The sequence below is a fragment of the Exiguobacterium sp. s138 genome (genome assembly GCF_018618775.1).
Lineage (GTDB): Bacteria > Bacillota > Bacilli > Exiguobacteriales > Exiguobacteriaceae > Exiguobacterium_A > Exiguobacterium_A artemiae.
This window is the reverse complement of the sequence record NZ_JACSMW010000001.1, coordinates 156,349-173,138: the sequence shown is the minus strand read 5'-3', so window position 1 is coordinate 173,138 and position 16,790 is coordinate 156,349. Positions and strand designations below refer to the sequence as shown.

The 16,790-nt window shown below is 47.7% G+C and carries 16 protein-coding genes; 1 reads left to right on the top strand and 15 read right to left on the bottom strand.

Annotated features, from left to right (window positions below):
• Window positions 1–37: 37 nt before the first annotated feature.
• The 9 genes from KNP91_RS00890 to rpsU all read right to left on the bottom strand — a co-directional run bounded on the left by KNP91_RS00890 (window position 38) and on the right by rpsU (window position 6,949).
• On the bottom strand, window positions 38–388 hold the full coding sequence (locus KNP91_RS00890; RefSeq protein ID WP_012369727.1) for a diacylglycerol kinase family protein: 351 nt from the start codon (window positions 386–388) through the stop codon (window positions 38–40).
• Entirely contained in the window at window positions 385–861 is a 477-nt protein-coding gene (ybeY, locus tag KNP91_RS00885) for an rRNA maturation RNase YbeY (RefSeq protein ID WP_012369726.1), read from the bottom strand. Before ybeY ends, KNP91_RS00890 begins: the two co-directional genes overlap by 4 nt.
• A complete protein-coding gene (locus KNP91_RS00880) occupies window positions 858–2,915 on the bottom strand; it encodes an HD family phosphohydrolase (protein ID WP_214848199.1) in 2,058 nt (685 codons plus the stop codon). Before KNP91_RS00880 ends, ybeY begins: the two co-directional genes overlap by 4 nt.
• A 41-nt stretch (window positions 2,916–2,956) precedes the next feature.
• Complete coding sequence (locus KNP91_RS00875) at window positions 2,957–3,919, bottom strand: PhoH family protein (RefSeq protein ID WP_012369724.1); 963 nt, start codon at window positions 3,917–3,919, stop codon at window positions 2,957–2,959.
• Between the two features lie 227 nt (window positions 3,920–4,146).
• The gene (locus KNP91_RS00870) at window positions 4,147–4,614 is read right to left on the bottom strand and encodes a hypothetical protein (RefSeq protein ID WP_214765957.1); all 468 of its coding nucleotides are present in this window, start codon (window positions 4,612–4,614) and stop codon (window positions 4,147–4,149) included.
• A gap of 13 nt (window positions 4,615–4,627) precedes the next feature.
• A complete protein-coding gene (gene floA / locus KNP91_RS00865; RefSeq protein WP_012369722.1) occupies window positions 4,628–5,611 on the bottom strand; it encodes a flotillin-like protein FloA in 984 nt (327 codons plus the stop codon).
• Window positions 5,608–6,117, bottom strand: coding sequence for an NfeD family protein (locus KNP91_RS00860; protein WP_012369721.1), 510 nt, complete (start codon window positions 6,115–6,117; stop codon window positions 5,608–5,610). Before KNP91_RS00860 ends, floA begins: the two co-directional genes overlap by 4 nt.
• Window positions 6,118–6,307: 190 nt before the next feature.
• Window positions 6,308–6,754 carry a GatB/YqeY domain-containing protein gene (locus KNP91_RS00855; protein ID WP_012369720.1) on the bottom strand — a complete coding sequence of 149 codons (447 nt, stop codon included), beginning with the start codon at window positions 6,752–6,754 and terminating at the stop codon, window positions 6,308–6,310.
• Window positions 6,755–6,775: 21 nt separating this feature from the next.
• The gene (rpsU, locus tag KNP91_RS00850) at window positions 6,776–6,949 is read right to left on the bottom strand and encodes a 30S ribosomal protein S21 (RefSeq protein ID WP_012369719.1); all 174 of its coding nucleotides are present in this window, start codon (window positions 6,947–6,949) and stop codon (window positions 6,776–6,778) included.
• Window positions 6,950–7,257: 308 nt separating this feature from the next.
• Between rpsU and KNP91_RS00845 the strand changes: the two genes are divergently transcribed.
• A complete protein-coding gene (locus tag KNP91_RS00845) occupies window positions 7,258–8,511 on the top strand; it encodes a dicarboxylate/amino acid:cation symporter (RefSeq protein WP_214765959.1) in 1,254 nt (417 codons plus the stop codon).
• A gap of 68 nt (window positions 8,512–8,579) precedes the next feature.
• Here the strand turns inward: KNP91_RS00845 and pulA are convergent, their stop codons facing one another.
• The 6 genes from pulA to wecB form a co-directional block, all read right to left on the bottom strand.
• Window positions 8,580–11,492, bottom strand: a complete 2,913-nt coding sequence (gene pulA, locus KNP91_RS00840; RefSeq protein WP_214765961.1) for a type I pullulanase — start codon at window positions 11,490–11,492, stop codon at window positions 8,580–8,582.
• Between the two features lie 167 nt (window positions 11,493–11,659).
• Entirely contained in the window at window positions 11,660–12,592 is a 933-nt protein-coding gene (locus KNP91_RS00835) for an LCP family protein (protein WP_214765963.1), read from the bottom strand.
• Between the two features lie 11 nt (window positions 12,593–12,603).
• A complete protein-coding gene (locus tag KNP91_RS00830; RefSeq protein ID WP_214765965.1) occupies window positions 12,604–13,794 on the bottom strand; it encodes a DHHW family protein in 1,191 nt (396 codons plus the stop codon).
• A gap of 15 nt (window positions 13,795–13,809) precedes the next feature.
• Window positions 13,810–15,198: an MBOAT family O-acyltransferase gene (locus tag KNP91_RS00825; RefSeq protein WP_214765967.1), complete on the bottom strand. Its 1,389-nt coding sequence runs from the start codon at window positions 15,196–15,198 to the stop codon at window positions 13,810–13,812.
• Window positions 15,188–15,682, bottom strand: coding sequence for a hypothetical protein (locus KNP91_RS00820; protein ID WP_214765969.1), 495 nt, complete (start codon window positions 15,680–15,682; stop codon window positions 15,188–15,190). Before KNP91_RS00820 ends, KNP91_RS00825 begins: the two co-directional genes overlap by 11 nt.
• A complete protein-coding gene (gene wecB, locus KNP91_RS00815; RefSeq protein ID WP_376778092.1) occupies window positions 15,679–16,788 on the bottom strand; it encodes a non-hydrolyzing UDP-N-acetylglucosamine 2-epimerase in 1,110 nt (369 codons plus the stop codon). Before wecB ends, KNP91_RS00820 begins: the two co-directional genes overlap by 4 nt.
• Between the last annotated feature and the right edge of the window lie 2 nt (window positions 16,789–16,790).

Sequence of the window (16,790 nt, the reverse complement as noted above, 5' to 3'; positions counted from 1 at the left end):
CTTTTAGGAACGGTATTGGCCTAAAAAGGCCGGATTCTTATTGTACCAAATATGGAACGAAGATGCATAGTGCAATCGCAACTGATGTAAGCGCCAACACAAGAACTGCTCCGCTTGCGATATCCTTTGCCGCTTTTGCAAGCGGGTGCCATTCTTCCGTAACGAGATCGACAGTCCGCTCAAAGGCGGTATTGAACATTTCCGCACTGAGAACCGCACCGATCGTTAAACATAAAATCGCCCGTTCCATCCATGTCAGCGGTAAATACAGGGCAACCGCCAAGACAATCAGTCCAATCGTAAAATGGACTTTCATATGCCGTTCTTCCTTCACCGCCTGACGAATCCCGTTCATCGCATGGGTGAAAGGTAACCACCACGTCTTCACAATTTTCCTCGGTACAGTTCAAAGTGATGCAGGATTTCCTCCTGACGCTTCGTCATGATGTCTTCATCTGCTTTTTCGATATGGTCGTAACCGAGAAGATGCAGGAAGCCGTGAACAGCGAGAAATCCAAGTTCCCGTTCAAAATGATTCCCGTATTCCGCAGCCTGCTCACGGCAGCGTTCCACTGAAATGATCAGATCGCCGAGAACAACAGGCTCATCTTCAAGCAATTCAAAATCAATCTCGTCTTCTCCGAGCTCATCCATCGCAAACGAGATGACATCCGTCGCTTGATCTTTCCCGCGCCATTCCCGATTGATTTGCTGAATCTCATCATTCGTCACGAACGTGACGGATAGCTCACTGTTTGCTTCAATCTTTTCTTCTGTTGCCGTATAGACTAAAATCGCTTCCACTAATTTCAGTTGTTCTTCCGTCAACAATTTGCCTTCATCAGTCATGTAAATATTCATTTGAGTTCCTCTTTCTTTAATTCAGGATATTCAATCCGTTCATGGAATAACCCGGATAACGTATGGCAGGCACTCTCACCGACCCGGTAAATATCACGTGTCGTCATTTCACAGTCCGAAAATTGATCGTCGAGCAGTTTTTCACGGATGATTTTTTTGACCAGTTCCTGAATCCCTGATTCCGTTGGAGACTTCATGGACCGGACCGCCGCCTCGATGGAATCGACAATCATGATCACGGCCGCTTCACGTGTTTGCGGTTTCGGGCCTGAGTACCGGAAGTCCGCTTCATTGACTTCCCCTTGTTCTGTTGCCTTGACGTAAAAATAACGGAGTAAGGACGTTCCGTGATGTTCCCGGCAAATATCGACAATAACACTCGGTATTTTTGCTTCTTCAAGCAATTCCACGCCGTCATCGGTATGGGCAAGAATGACTCGGGCGGATTCGGGCGGCGTCAGACGGTCATGCGGATTGAGACCATGCTGATTTTCAATGAAATAGAGCGGACGCCGCGTTTTTCCTAAATCATGATAATATGCACCGACCCGTGCGAGCAAGCCGTCAGCGCCGATTGCTTCACATGCCGTCTCGGCAAGATTCGCGACCATCATGCTGTGATGATAGGTTCCTGGAGCCTCGACCAATAATTTTTTCAGCAGAGGATGGGTCGGATTTAATAATTCCAACAAACGTGTCGGGGCTAAAATACCGAACGTCATCTCAAGGAACGGCAATAATCCGATTGCCAAGATGGCACTGAAAACACCGCTGGCAACGGCAAATCCTATTAAAACCGACGTCTCTTTTACTTCCAACTGTCCACTGCGCATGAGTACAAAAGCGAGGAAAACAGCTACGTTCGCTAAAGCAATCGTCAAACTGCTGACGAAAATCCGCCGGCGTGACAAGCTCGAACGCAGGAAGTAGGTCGCCACCAGTCCACCGACCAATAAGTAAATCGCAATGTTAAAACTGAAATTCTGATTCGTACTGTAGAAAAAAGTTCCTGCCAGTGCCATGAACAGGGTACTCGATAATGCAATCCGCTCATTTAATAAGTTGCGTAACACTAATGCCGAAAATGCTGTCGGCGTAAGCAAATAAAGCGCCGGATTGATATCATCCGCCAAGAAGGCCATTCCGTACGTCACGACGAGTTGCAAAATAACAACTAAATAAACCAAACTGAATAATTTCACTTTACCCATCTTTGCATAACGTAAGTTGGAGCGACTGATGAATCCAAATAACAGCAACGTCATCAGCGCACTGACAATCAACGTTCCGAACAGAGGCTTCAGTGATTGACGATCAGAAATCAGACCAACGAGTTGCAATTGGCGGTAGGCATCCTGGGAAATGACTTCCCCCCGTTTGACGATGACTTCTCCTTCGGAAATCAAGACCGGCTCCACCTTATCACTTGTTTGCTTCCGCAACTGTTCTGTTTTCGCTGGATCGTAAACATAATTCGTCACGATTAATTGATCCGTCAATGTTTTTCCGACAGCCTTCATTGAAAACGACAAGGCAGACCGTTCAATATCGAGCCGCGCATTTTCCCGTGCTTCCGCCACTTCACCGCCATCGGAAGAAATCCGTTGACGCATCGCTTCCTCAATCGCTGTGATTACGACATCGCGTGTCGTCGTCCGTACAGACGAAGAGGATGTCGCAAGCAATCGTAATTCATCGTCTTGCAGTAAATCTGCAGCTTCCGTTCCGCGAAGACGTTGTTTGATCTGACCGATGTCTTCTGCTTTTTTGATTCCTTTGAGACTTGCAAAAAGCTGTTCGACTTTATCAATTTGTTGTGCCGCGTATTCCTGCTTAATCGTATACTGACTGTCAATCGCGGCTACCGTGTTTTCCTTTAGTAACCGGGTTGCTTCTCGATCCTCCATCGTCAACGGCGATCGAATATCTTCTTCTGCAATCGAAAATGGAGCTGCCGACAAGGCTTCAGGCCGGACACTGACATACATCATCGTCGACACGATGATGTAAAATGCCAGTGTCAGCAGACTGATCCACATACCTACTCTGCGCATCCGCTCGTCTCCTTTCCACTTCAAGACTCACCTATTGCGCTTTACTCGAGTTCTTGACTGTACGCATCAATGATTTTCCGAACAAGTGGATGCCGGACGACATCAGCCGAGCTAAAGTGTTCAAAATGAATTCCCCGGACATGTCCAAGAAGATTTAGCGCTTCTTGTAAACCGGACGCTTTTCCGCGCGGTAAATCAACCTGCGTCAAATCACCCGTGACAATCATCTTCGAGTGAAAACCGAGTCGCGTCAAAAACATTTTCATTTGTTCTCTTGTCGTATTTTGAGCTTCATCCAAAATGACAAACGCGTGTTCAAGCGTCCGTCCGCGCATATAAGCGAGCGGCGCAATTTCAATCACGCCCCGCTCCAACAAACGGGCTGTGTGTTCCACGCCGAGCACGTCATGTAGTGCATCATAGAGCGGACGTAAATACGGATCAACTTTTTCCTTTAAGTCTCCCGGCAAAAACCCAAGATTCTCCCCTGCTTCAACAGCAGGTCGTGTTAAAACCAAACGTTTGACGTAACCTTCTTTTAAGGCCTTTGCCGCCATGACGACCGCCAAATAGGTCTTGCCGGTTCCGGCCGGTCCGATCCCGAACGTCAAATCGCACTTTTCAATTCCCCGGACATAACGGGCTTGTCCCAGTGTTTTGGCCCGGAGCGGTTTCCCTTTATGGTTCGTATGAATGACCGTATCGTATAATTCGAGCAATTCATCGACCCGGTCTTGTCGTGCCAGTTGAATGGCGCTTGTTGCGTCACGTTCCGTCAAGACGGCTCCCCGATCAACCAGTTGTTTTAAGACACCGACGACCTGTTTCGCTAACACGACAGACCGTTCTTCTTCTGCCTGCGCCAACAATTCATCACCGCGGTGGGTGAGTTGGACTTCAAGCTCCGCTTCCATCGTTTTTAGTACGGCATCGTTCGGTCCTACGAATGCTTGAATCTGTTCTGAATTCGAAAATACGAATGGGATTCTTTCATTGAATATCACGTTATGATTGGCCTCCTAATGATGGATAACAGTACGTCATCTCTACAAATCTGTTCTAGTCCACTTTATCATTTAAGCAGAATAGATGGAAAGAAAAACCCATCCTTTAAGCGTGTTTTCCTCATTTTAACTGCTTCTTTTACCTGACCGAACATGCTTCGGATTTTTTCCTGCTGCGTATCTAAAAAAAGGTCAGCTCTCATTGTAAACGAGAGCCAACCTTTACTTTAACGATGTGGAGATTTTGAAGACCGTTTCGAAACCGGCGGACCCAGGACTTCACTCCAGATCATCGCCTGGCGAATTTCTTCTTGTGACGTCTGCATTCCTTTTTTCCGGTTACGTCGTTTGCCAATTTCACCGCTCGCAATACTGCCTGTTATCTGACCAATGTTTGATTTAGACTGTTTTTGTGCTTTCACACGATCCCGTTCATCCAAACGCTGTTGCAATTCGGTTCGTTGATGCTTAACCGGTTGCTCCGGCTTTGACTGCTTCCGTTTAATCGGAGGTGGCACATCCCGATCTTCCGGAAGTCGTGTTTCCACTTGGTCAACCATTTTCTTGACATAGTCCCCAAATTCTTTTGAAGGGACACGTGTCGTCGAGCTGGACTTTTTCTGATCAGACGCCTTCGAGATAACCGAAATCACACCAAAGGCAACCATCAGTCCGACCCAAATTAAGCTACCCATCTAAATCACCCTTTTATTGTGTGTCGTTCGGCGAAGATTGACCACCAATCGCTTGACGCATCTTCGTATCAGCCGTCACGTTCAAATAGTTGGCGTAATCCATTACGCTGAAGTTGCCGTCACGTAATGCCTCGGCAATCGCAAGTGGAACTTCCGCTTCTGCCGCAACGACTTTCGCACGCATTTCTTCGACACGTGATTTCATCTCTTGTTCGCTTGCAATCGCCATCGCCCGACGTTCTTCCGCTTTCGCTTGGGCGATGTTTTTGTCAGCTTCCGCCTGATCCGTCTGAAGCACGGCACCGATATTTTTGCCGATATCGACGTCCGCGATATCGATCGAGAGGATTTCGAATGCTGTTCCTGAATCAAGTCCTTTTGCGAGGACCGTCCGGGAAATCATTTCCGGATTTTCAAGGACTTCTTTTTGATCTTGACATGAACCGATCGTCGAGATGACACCCTCACCAACACGGGCGATGACGGTTTCTTCCCCTGCACCACCGACAAGACGGTCGATGTTGGCACGTACGGTAATCCGTGCTTTTGCTTTCACTTCAATCCCGTTCATGGCAACACCGGCAATGAATGGGGTTTCGATGACTTTCGGGTTAACGGACATCTGGACGGCTTCAAGCACGTTCCGACCTGCTAAATCAATGGCTGCCGCACGTTCGAAACTGAGTTCGATGTTGGCACGGTGTGCCGCAATCAAGGCGTTAACGACACGGTCGACGTTACCACCGGCAAGATAGTGACTTTCCAATTGGTTTGTATTGAGGTTGATGCCGGCTTTGACTGCTTTAATCAACGGATTAACAATTTTTGACGGTGTAACACGACGAAGCCGCATTCCGACCAATGTAAAGATAGAGACACGGACTCCGGCTGCAAGTGAACTGATCCAGAGCGGGATCGGGACAAGTGTAAAGAAGATAGCGAGGAAAATAAGTATTCCTCCCGTTATGAGTAGAACGGTCAATAGTTCGGGTGTCATGTGAGTGACTCCTCCTTCGTTTTTTGGACTCGGACGATGACTCGTCCGTGTGTGACGTCTTGCACGACGACTTGCTCGCCGGAATTAATGAAATTGCCTTCCGTGACCGCATCGACGCGATTCCCATCAATTTCAATCGTTCCTGCCGGGCGAAGCTGCGTTAAACTGATTCCGACCTTGCCACGCAGTTGTTCTTTATCTTGATGAGAAAGATATCCTTTTTCCGACGATGTGGAATCTGTCAAAATCAAACCTCGCCATAATAATGATTGATTTGATTTGATCCGGCGATATGCCCAAAATCCGGCAGCGAGTGATAAAAAGACTGCCAAACCGACCGCTAGACCGACTTGACCGACCGTCGCACCTGCCATGATCAAACTGGCAAGGACTGCACCGATGCCAAGGACACCGAATATGCCGAACCCTGTCACGAATATTTCGACCAGCAACATGAGGACACCGATCATGAAGACCGCTAAAATCATCCCTAAGCTAAAAGACATTACTTCGTTCACCCCTTTTTCATCAGAATCAGACGACAACATGTTTCATCTTTCTGAACATGGCTCATTGTTACTTTTATTATATACGCTTTCATCTGAGAAAAGGTTTCATAACTTTTACCAATTTTCGAATTTTTCCGATTTTATCTCATGAAAAAAAGGCATCCCGGAGGACGCCTTTCAAAACGGGTTAATGTAGTTGTTGTTTAACAAGGCGATTAATTAGAGCACCGTCCGCTTTACCCTTAAGTTGCGGCATGACGACACCCATTACTTTCCCCATATCAGAAGGAGCTGAGGCACCCGTCTTCGCAATGGCTGCGTTGACGATTTCCTGAACTTCTTCTTCCGAAAGTTGTTTTGGCATATAAGCTTCGAGCACGATTATCTCTGCTTGAATCTTCTCGACGAGGTCGTGACGATCAGCGCGTTCGAATTCTCGGAGGGAGTCGTTGCGCTGTTTCATCTCACGTGAGAGTATAGTTAGCTCTTCCTCATCAGTTAATTCTTGCTTACCGAGTTTAATCGCTTCATTTTGCAGGGACGACTTCACCATCCGAATCGTCGTAAGACGATCTTTCTCACGCGAACGCATGGCTTCCTTCATATCCACTGTCAAACGCTCTTGAAGACTCATGAGGATACACCCTCTCTTACGTTAGAACTTCTTACGCTTACGCGCAGCCTCCGATTTAAGCTTACGTTTTACACTTGGCTTTTCGTAGTGTTTACGTTTACGAACTTCAGCAAGCGTACCATCTTTTGAAACACCACGTTTGAAGCGACGAAGTGCGTCTTCAAGTGATTCATTTTTACGTACACGAGTTTCCACTAGTTTTCCCTCCCTCCGATATTACCGACTAAAGGAAACGTGTCAGACACGTCATACAACATTATAGTAGGAATATACAAAATGGTCAATAGTTGATTAACCGGTTTTGCTTCACTCCTGATATGTTCCTTTTTGTTCTTTTCTATAGTCTCATGTTGCTTCCGTATTTACAACAAATTCATGATTATTCAACGAAAAAATTCGAAATATTTTGTAAGCGTTTTCTAATTTTTCATGAAATGTTTTGTCAAAATGGGGAATGATGTGTCAAAATAGACACAGTTATCTGAAAAAGGAGTTGTTCTGATATGAAAGAAGCCAAACGAATTATTTTCGGATTGATTCTCGGAGTCATCCTCGGAATCATTCTCGCTTTGTTACCAGACAAATCGATCTATGAAGGATTGAATAAGTATGCACTTCAACCAATCGGAACGATTTTCCTCAACCTGATTAAGATGCTCGTCGTCCCGATCGTCTTCTTCTCGATTTCCCTTGGTGTCATGGGACTCGGAAATCCAAAAGAACTGGGTCGCGTCGGCGGAAAAGCCATTACGTATTTCATGACGACGACCGCTGTCGCCATCGTCATCGCTCTTGGTTTGTCATTACTGATCAAACCGGGTACGTTCGGGAACTTTGCGACAGACAACTTGAAGTATGATCAAGGCAACTTACCGGATACGAGTTTGATCAATACGATCGTCGGGATGTTCCCGACCAATCCGATCACGTCGATGGCAGAAGGCAATATGCTGCAAATTATCGTCTTCAGTGTCTTCATCGGTTTCGGGATCACATTCCTCGGCAACAAGGTCTCGACATTACGTTCATTCATCGAACAGGGAAATGATTTGATGACATATTTGATCGGACTTGTCATGAAGATGGCCCCGCTCGGCGCATTTGCATTGATTGCTTCCGCCGTCGGTGCACAAGGGTTTGATTCCTTAAAGGCAATGGGGCTCTACATGGCAGTCGTTATCCTGGCTTTGATTGTCCACTCCCTGTTGACGTACGGTTCGACCGTCTCACTGCTCGGAAAAATGAATCCGTTTTTCTTCTTCAAAAAGTTTGCGCCGGTCATGCTGTTCGCCTTCTCGACTTCGTCGTCGAATGCAACGCTACCGGTCGCGATGCAGACTGCACAGCGTGAACTGAAAGTACCGCGTTCCGTCTCAAGTTTCGTCCAACCGCTCGGCGCGACGATCAACATGGATGGTACAGCGATCATGCAGGGAGTCGCAACGGTCTTTATCGCTCAAGTTTATGATATCAGCTTGTCTCCGGCACAACTGGCAACCGTCGTCCTGACTGCCGTTCTCGCGTCCGTCGGAACAGCCGGCGTACCGGGTGTCGGGCTTGTCATGCTGACGATGGTGCTTCAGTCCGTCAATCTGCCTGTCGAAGGGATTGCCTTAATCATCGGGGTTGATCGTCTGCTTGATATGATGCGGACTGCGGTCAATATCACAGGTGACGCCGCTTGTGCAGTCATTGTCGCCAAATCAGAAGAAGGTAACCTGAGTGAAGAAGAGGAAGAAGACGAGCGTTACGCTTAACGTTTCCTCGATAAAAAAACGCGTCGCCTCCGTGAATCATTCACAGGGGCGGCGCGTTTTTGTGTTGATTATTTTTTTAAGACATACGAGCTGAGCGGATCAACCGTCACACTGCCCGAGACTTTTTTCAGTGTTTTCATTCCGGCGGTTTTCCCGTCGACGATGACACTCCATGTTCCTTTTGGTAACGTCATCTTGACAGCTTGACGTTTCGCATTATGAACGACGTAAAGATCCGTTTTTTGTTGGGGGGCATCGTCTGATAATTGATACGCCACCACTTGCTCCGGTACATCTTTAAACGTCAGGTAACGTCGGATGTCTTTTGCTGTCCCTAAATGAAGAACAGGGTTCGCTTTACGGACTTGAATCAGTCCTTTCATGTAATCGACGTCGGCTTGACGGTCCATTTTGCGTTTCCAGTCGAGCTGGTTGACAGCATCCGGTGATTTGTATGAATTATGATCGCCGCCTTTTGTCCGCATGAAATCTTGACCGGCATGAATAAATGTCGTGCCTTGTGAAGTCAGCAGAATGCTTGACGCCAAGCGGTGCATCTTGGTTTTCGTCGCATCCGTATCATTCGGATTCGTTAAGTTCAGCTTGTCCCACAGCGTGTGGTTATCGTGAGCTTCGACATACGTGATTGCTTGGTTCGGTTCTGCTGCGAAGCCGGTGATGTCTTTGTTGTACGCAATCTCACCGACGATTCCGCGTTTGATCCGTGTTTCAAGACCTGTTTTCCCGTTGATGAAACCGGCATCCGTGTCTTCAAAGACACTTCCTTTCAGTGCATCACGCAAGTTATCGTTGAAGTGAGCGATACCCGGCATCTGTTTGGCATTCGTCTGGTTGGCTTTGTCGGCTTCCGGAAGCGGTGTTCCGAGACTCCAGCCTTCTCCGAAGACAAGGATTGACGGATCAATTTTTGTCGTCGTTTTTTTGACGGCATTCATCGTCTTCACGTCATGAATCCCCATTAAATCAAATCGGAATCCGTCCCAACGGTATTCTTTTGCCCAGTAGCCGACAGAATCGACAATCAGTTTATGCATCATTTTCCGTTCAGAAGCGGTATCGTTTCCGACACCTGTGCCGTTGGCGAGATCGCCGCCTTCCGTATAACGGTAGTAGTAACCCGGCACGATTTTATCGAGGTTTGATGCTTTCGCGTCAAACATATGATTGTAGACCACATCCATGACGGCGCGGAGTCCGTTATCATGTAGCCCTTGAATCATTTGTTTCATTTCTTTGATCCGGACTTTCGGATCGTACGGATTCGTTGAATAAGAGCCTTCCGGTGCATTGTAGTTTTTCGGATCATATCCCCAGTTGTATGTTTTGAGCGGATTCGTCTCGTCGACAGAAGCCGTATTGAAATCATAGACTGGAATGAACTGGACATGTGTGATGCCGAGCTCCTTCAAATGATCGAGTCCCGTTTTCGTCTTTGTTTTCTTACCGTCTTTCATCAGACGTGTTCCCGGCTCGACGACACCAAGATACTTCCCTTTTTGCTCGATACCTGAATCATACGTATCTCCCGTGACGTCAAACATCGACAGGTCACGGACGTGTGTCTCGTAAATGATGGCGTCTGTCGCTTGTTTCAGCGGCATTTTTGTTTTTGTCCAGCGTTTCGGGTTCGTCTCTCTCAAATCGACGACGACGCCTTGATCTCCGTTGACCGCCACAGCTGTCGCGTACGGATCGACGGCCCGTGTCGTTTCTTTGGCGTGCTTGACTTCATAGGTGTAGCCTGTTCCGTCGAGGTCACCTTTGACTGTGATGCTGAAGACACCGCGGTCACCGCGGACCATCTTCACTTCACGGACGATATCCTTCGTTGTGGCTGCTTGTTTTTTCGGCAATTTGTAAAGTTCCAGTTCAACGGACTGCGCAGTCGGTGCCCAGACGCGGAATGTCGTTTTGCCTTTTTGATACGCCGTACCTAGTTTACCGTCGTACGCATATTTTTTGTCAAAAGCATCAGACCGCAATACTTTTCCTGCTTCTAAAATCCCTTCCCCGAATACCGGGTGTGAGACCGTGACGACATTTGCTAAATCAATATCCGACGCGACAGTCACGTGTAACGTCTTCGCGTCCACTTGTGTGACAACCGGATTGACCAGACCTTTGAATGTCAGCGTTTTTACATCTTCTGCTGCGATCGGTGAATTCGTTTTTAATGTCATCGTCTTAAAATCGTCTGCCAAGAAACTAGTAAACTTTGGTGTCCGATCGATGTCCGGTTGGCTGTAATAAACGGTTTGATCGCCTTCAATCAACCAGATATCCTTGGCTCCCGCGTAGTAAAAACGATCAGCCCCATCTTTTTCCGACCATCCTTCGATGTGAGGAATGATTCCGACGAGACGTTCCTTCGTCGTATTCGTCAAGGTGACGTTTGCTACAGCTCCAAACGCATCTTGTCCGTCAAATTCAAATCGTTTTCCGTCCTGCGCATTCGGCCATGCCCACACCCCGTACTTGTCGTAGTCATTGTCATAGCGGTAATAATGAATGTTCGTGTTGACGGACTCAACGTCACTGCCGCCTGTTGGATTGACCGGTGAAACGTCTTTGCTGCCTGATTCAATCCAGACTTCCGCCACACCGTCTTTGATCATGTCTTTTGTAATGAAGCGGTCGTTTTCTGACCCCGCATCTTTGTTCCAGGAATCATCGCGGACGATAAAACCGATTTTTTCCGGCTGATCCACCGGAAATTCGTAAGCGGCAATTTTCCCGTATGCATCTTGTCCGTTAAAGGCATGTGCTTTATTCGGGAAGTAATCCGGTCCATTTGCCCATAACCAGAGATTCCAATCTTTTGGTGCTGTTTTATCTTCCTTGTAGTGAATGATGACGAGTGTCGACTTCCCTTTTTCCAGTGCCAAACCGTTTACCGGGAATAAACTAAAGATCAGTGCAAACGTTAGCACAACTGCACAGACTGATTTCCATCGATTCATGCCGTATCCTCCTTGGATTTATGTAATCGTTTTCATTTCCATTCTCCATTCGTTCGACTTATCTGTCAAAGCTTATTTTAGTTCACTAAAGAAAATAAGACTTTTGGACCAACAGCGACAAATAACAATAAAAAAAGAGAATGGCATGTCCGCCACCCTCCCACTGCTCATTTTGCTTGTTGATCCGTAATTTCATGGATTGTTTGTTTTGTGGCTTGCATCGAGTGATCCGAAGCAAAGAAGTACCAGACTCCGTCACTGGCGATATACCCTTCTCCTTCAAGTTTCAGCGGCTTCAACCGCTCGAATCCCGACTGATTTTCCTGTGTGAGTTGGGCTGCTTCGGAAAACGTGATGTTTGTATTGAAATTGTTTTTCAGGACCCGGCTGACCTCTTCTAAGTTCGTCAGGATATCCGGTCCGGCAAGTTTCATACCGACGGCTTCAAGTACCTGACGTTGCCGGATTTGCCGGCCCATATCACCGAGCGGATCCTGCTTTCGCATTCGCGCGTATCCGCTCGCCTCGAGTCCGTCCAGTTTGATTTCCCCTTCCGCATAGTCCTTTTGTAAGCGTCGATCGTTCCAACTAAATGCGGACGGGTTATCCACGGTGACTCCGCCGACGGCATCCACAAGTTCAATCAGACCTTCCATATTGATTTTGGCATAGTACGGAATCTTGACATCAAATGTCTGTTCGACGGTTTCAATCGTCTCTTCCACCCCGCCATACGCATAGGTATGATTGATTTTCGTCCTTGCCCCATCTTTTAGTGTCACCTGCATGTCCCGTGGAATGGACAGCGACGTCGCCTGTTTTGTTTTCGGGTTAAACGATAATAACATGATCGCATCCGCCCGCCCCGGATCGTTTTTCCGTTCATCGACGCCAATCAGCAAGACATTGGCCGGTCGCATCGTTTCAAGCGGGAGCTTCTCTTTTCCTTTCAGCGGTGTAATGAAACCATCTGCTGTTTGTTGCAAGCGCAAAAAAGCATATCCTGTCGTGCCGCTCGCAATCAGGATGACGGCCAGTAACAAGGCACTGATCATACGCCAGCCGACCGAGGGCCGTTTTTTTCTTACACGTGATCTCACGGGGATACCTCCTATAGTTTCTGCTGATACGTCTTCATCAGTCCGGCAATATTGGAATTGTGTAAAAAGAGAACCGCATCAACGTTCTGTTGCTTCGCGAACTCGGAAGCATCAAAGTCTTTGTTGACGTACCGGACATCCACCACTTCGAGATTTGCGCTCCTCGCGAGAAACGGCAGGACGGGATTGGCAAACGAGTCCTTAAGGACAAGTAATTTAGGACCCTTCGTCTTTGAAGTCATCGATAAAATTCCATGATTACCGCGCATGAACACTTCATATCGATCGGCATAATCGCCCTCTTCCTTAATAAATTTTTCATCAATCAACGGCTGTCCGCATGTGTTGTCATAACAGACATCGATTCCTTTAAACTGATCCGCACCATAGTATTCAATCGTGTCACCTGTGCTTGCATATGCCAGTGTCGTCTTGCGTGCAAGGGATCCGAAGTACGGATGTTCCGAAGACCGTTTCGACCCGGGGTTCACTTCGACCTTTTTTAAGGCCGGTTCTGTTTTTCCGATGGTCCGCACAATCTCGTCATATGCTTGATAGGCACCGTCTATATTCCAGTGATGATCCGTTTTAAAATAATCGGACAACTGTAAACGGTCCAGTGAAATTGATGTGATGCCCGCTTTTGTAAAGCCGGCCTGCATCGTCTTATGCCGCTGTATTGCATTCGACGCGACATAATCCGGAATGATTCCATCGCGTTCCGCGACGACGGTTTTCGACGGTGCCAGGGCAAAGTAGACCGGACGGTCGACCTCTTGCGTGAACTGTCGGAAAGCGTCCGGGACGATCGGTTGCGCCGCTTGACTCGGCTCAATCAAGTAACCGTCTTCTGCCGTATAAATGCCGTTACGGAACGGTTGCCGAAGGACATTTTTTGATAATCGGGCCTGCATTTCAACAAACGTACCTCGAAGCAGTAATTGATCAGTGAAATAACTTTCCATCTTCACCATGTCGTCACCCGAAATCACGCCTTGGACGGTCGGTTTGACCGCCTGTGCAAGGGCTCGATTTTCCAGTTGGGAACTGACGCGGTCTTCCCGAAGGATTGTCCCCGCGCCAATCGCCATCAAGATGACGAAAAAACTGATCGTCGTCAGCCACATCATCTTCCGTTCAAAGGATGAGGACGGTTGACCGTCCGCTTTCGGCTTTAATTTGCGTTCGATTGGTTGTGCCATGTCGTCTTCTCCTTTCTAGAAACGGAAATAAATAAAGGGATTAAATGTACTTGCGACGAGTGCCGATGTTGCGAGGAACAACAAGACCATCGCGTATCCATATTGCATCGTATGTCCGACTTTGCCCGATGATTCGACAAATCGTTCACCGATCCGTTTTGGAATCGGGGTCGCAGCAAGACACGACAGCGCTAAAATGACACCATTTTGGACGAGCTGATAACTCGCTCGGTCATCCCACAGCACATCCGGGACGAACATCGCTTGAATGTACGTAATCGCTTCCGGGAACGTTTCCGCCCGGAAAAAGACCCACCCGACCAAAACGAGCACCAGTGTCCATACCGTTGCGAACACGGGAACCCGCGCCAATAATTTCCCGAGAAATGCTTTTTCGAGCATGATCCAGATTCCGTAGTAGACGCCCCAAGCAACAAACGTCCAGCTTGCGCCGTGCCAAAGTCCGGTCAATATCCAGACGATTCCGAGATTGCGATACTGTTTCCATGGCGACACCCGGTTTCCTCCAAGAGGAATGTAAACATAATCCCGGAACCAAGAGCCTAAAGAAATATGCCACCGGCGCCAAAATTCAGAGACTGATTTTGAGATATACGGATAGTTAAAGTTTTCAAGAAAATGAAAGCCAAACATCAACCCCAGTCCAATCGCCATGTCACTGTATCCGGAAAAATCAAAATAAATTTGCAGAGCATAGGCGATGATTCCAATCCAGGCGAGACCCATCGACAGATCTTTCATGTTAAAGATCGTATCCGCGACTTGTCCGCATCCATTCGCTAAAATCAATTTTTTGGATAAACCGATGATAAAGCGACGGACACCTTGTGCAAATTCAGGCAAGGTTTCCCGCCGGTGGTTGATTTCGTCCGCAACCGTCTCATAGCGGACAATCGGACCGGCAATCAACTGCGGAAACAACGCGATGTACAAAGCAAGATTGAGCGGGTTTTTTTGGACCTGTCCCGCTTGACGATACACATCGATGACATAACTCATCGCTTGGAACGTAAAGAAGGAAATTCCGATTGGTAAAACGACTTCCGGGACAAACAGCGTCGTTTGAAACGTCTCGTTGATTGACGTCACAAAAAAACCGCTGTATTTAAACCAGCCGAGCAATCCCAGATTGACGACAATCATACTGAACATGATCCATTTGACACCGATTCGTGTCCGGTACGCGTGGACGGCCAAGGCAAACAGGTAGTTGATCAAAATGCTCGTCAACATCAATAGGACGAATCTCGGTTCACCCCAGGCATAAAAGAAAAGGCTCGCTACCAAGAGCCAGCCGTTCCGAAACGTGCGTGGCAACAAGTGGTAGACAAGCAACACGAACGGTAAAAATAGAAATAAAAAAATCGTCGAACTAAATAACATGATAGGATTCCTCCTGCTTGATCGGAACAAGCCGGTTGACGTGTAACGCCGTCAACCGAACCCGCATGTCCCCTTCGAGTAAAAACTTGAATGCAATTTTAAAATAGTCGGCGCCTTGGACTCGTTTGAATTGTAAGGAACACATTGTTTTTCCGTTTACCGTCAGCCATTCCGTCTCTGAATGCATCCGTTTTTTTTGTCCGTATTGCATTTTGAACACCTGAACGTCGCATGACGATTCCGCTTCCAGCTCGCATGTCAATGTGACGGACTCGGCCTGTCCAAAAGAGGCGTCGGCCCGATACAACTTTGAGGGAGGATATTGAAATCCCTGATCAAACAATTGGATGTACAGCTTATCGGTCGGGTCCGCCTGTTGAAAATCGAACCAAACACCGTCCGCATCTTCTTCGAGCAAAATCTTATCCCGGTTCCCTTGCGGAAAAAACTGATAACTTGCCAGTTCCAATGGACGTGAACTCATACCGGTACCGCGCTTAAAATCGCATCCACAATACGTTCTGCCGCATGACCGTCTCCGTATGGATTCGCCGCTTGTGCCATCGCATCATAGGCAACTTGATCCGTCAGCAACAGGTGACCTGTTTCATAAATACGTTCCGGATCCGTCCCGACAAGCTTCAACGTACCGGCTGCGACACCTTCCGGACGTTCGGTCGTATCACGCAAGACGAGGACCGGCACGCCAAGCGAAGGTGCTTCTTCTTGGATACCTCCAGAATCCGTCAAAATCAGAGTCGCCCGGGCTGCCAAGTTATGAAAATCAAAGACATCGAGCGGTTCAACCAATCGGATGCGTGGATGATAGTTCAACTGTTCCGCTGCCTCGAGGACAATCGGATTCGGATGGACCGGATAGACGATTTCGATATCCGGATGACTGTCCGCCAATCGTTCAACGGCATCAAAAATTTGCGATAATTGCAAGTGATTTTCGCGTCGGTGAACGGTCAACAAAACCAGTTTCCGTCCGCTTGCTGTAAGATCCGTCAACACCGGGTGCGTGTAGTCTTTCGAAACCGTTGTTTTTAACGCGTCGATGACTGTATTTCCCGTCACGATAATCGGACTCTGTTTGTTCTCGAGCCGTAGATTTTCTGCTGCCTGATCGGTCGGTGCAAAATGGTAATCAGCGAGTACACCCGTCAATTGACGATTCATCTCTTCCGGGAATGGGGCATACTTCTGATACGTCCGTAAGCCGGCTTCGACATGACCAACCGGAATCTGTTGGTAAAAAGCCGCAAGTGAAGCCGCGAATGTCGTTGTCGTATCCCCATGGACCAACACCAAATCCGGTTGCTCTTTTTCCAAGACACGACGCATCGCATTTAAAATCCGTGCCGTCATCTCTTCGAGTGTCTGACGTGGACGCATCAAGTCTAAATCATGGTCGGGAACGATCTGAAACAGTTCAAGGACTTGATCGAGCATTTCCCGGTGTTGTGCCGTCACGACGACGATCGGTTTGACCCCTTCTCGTTTTTCCAATGCTTTGACGACAGGCGCCATCTTGATGGCTTCCGGTCTCGTTCCGAACACTAGCATGATTCGTTTCATTCGTTCCATCC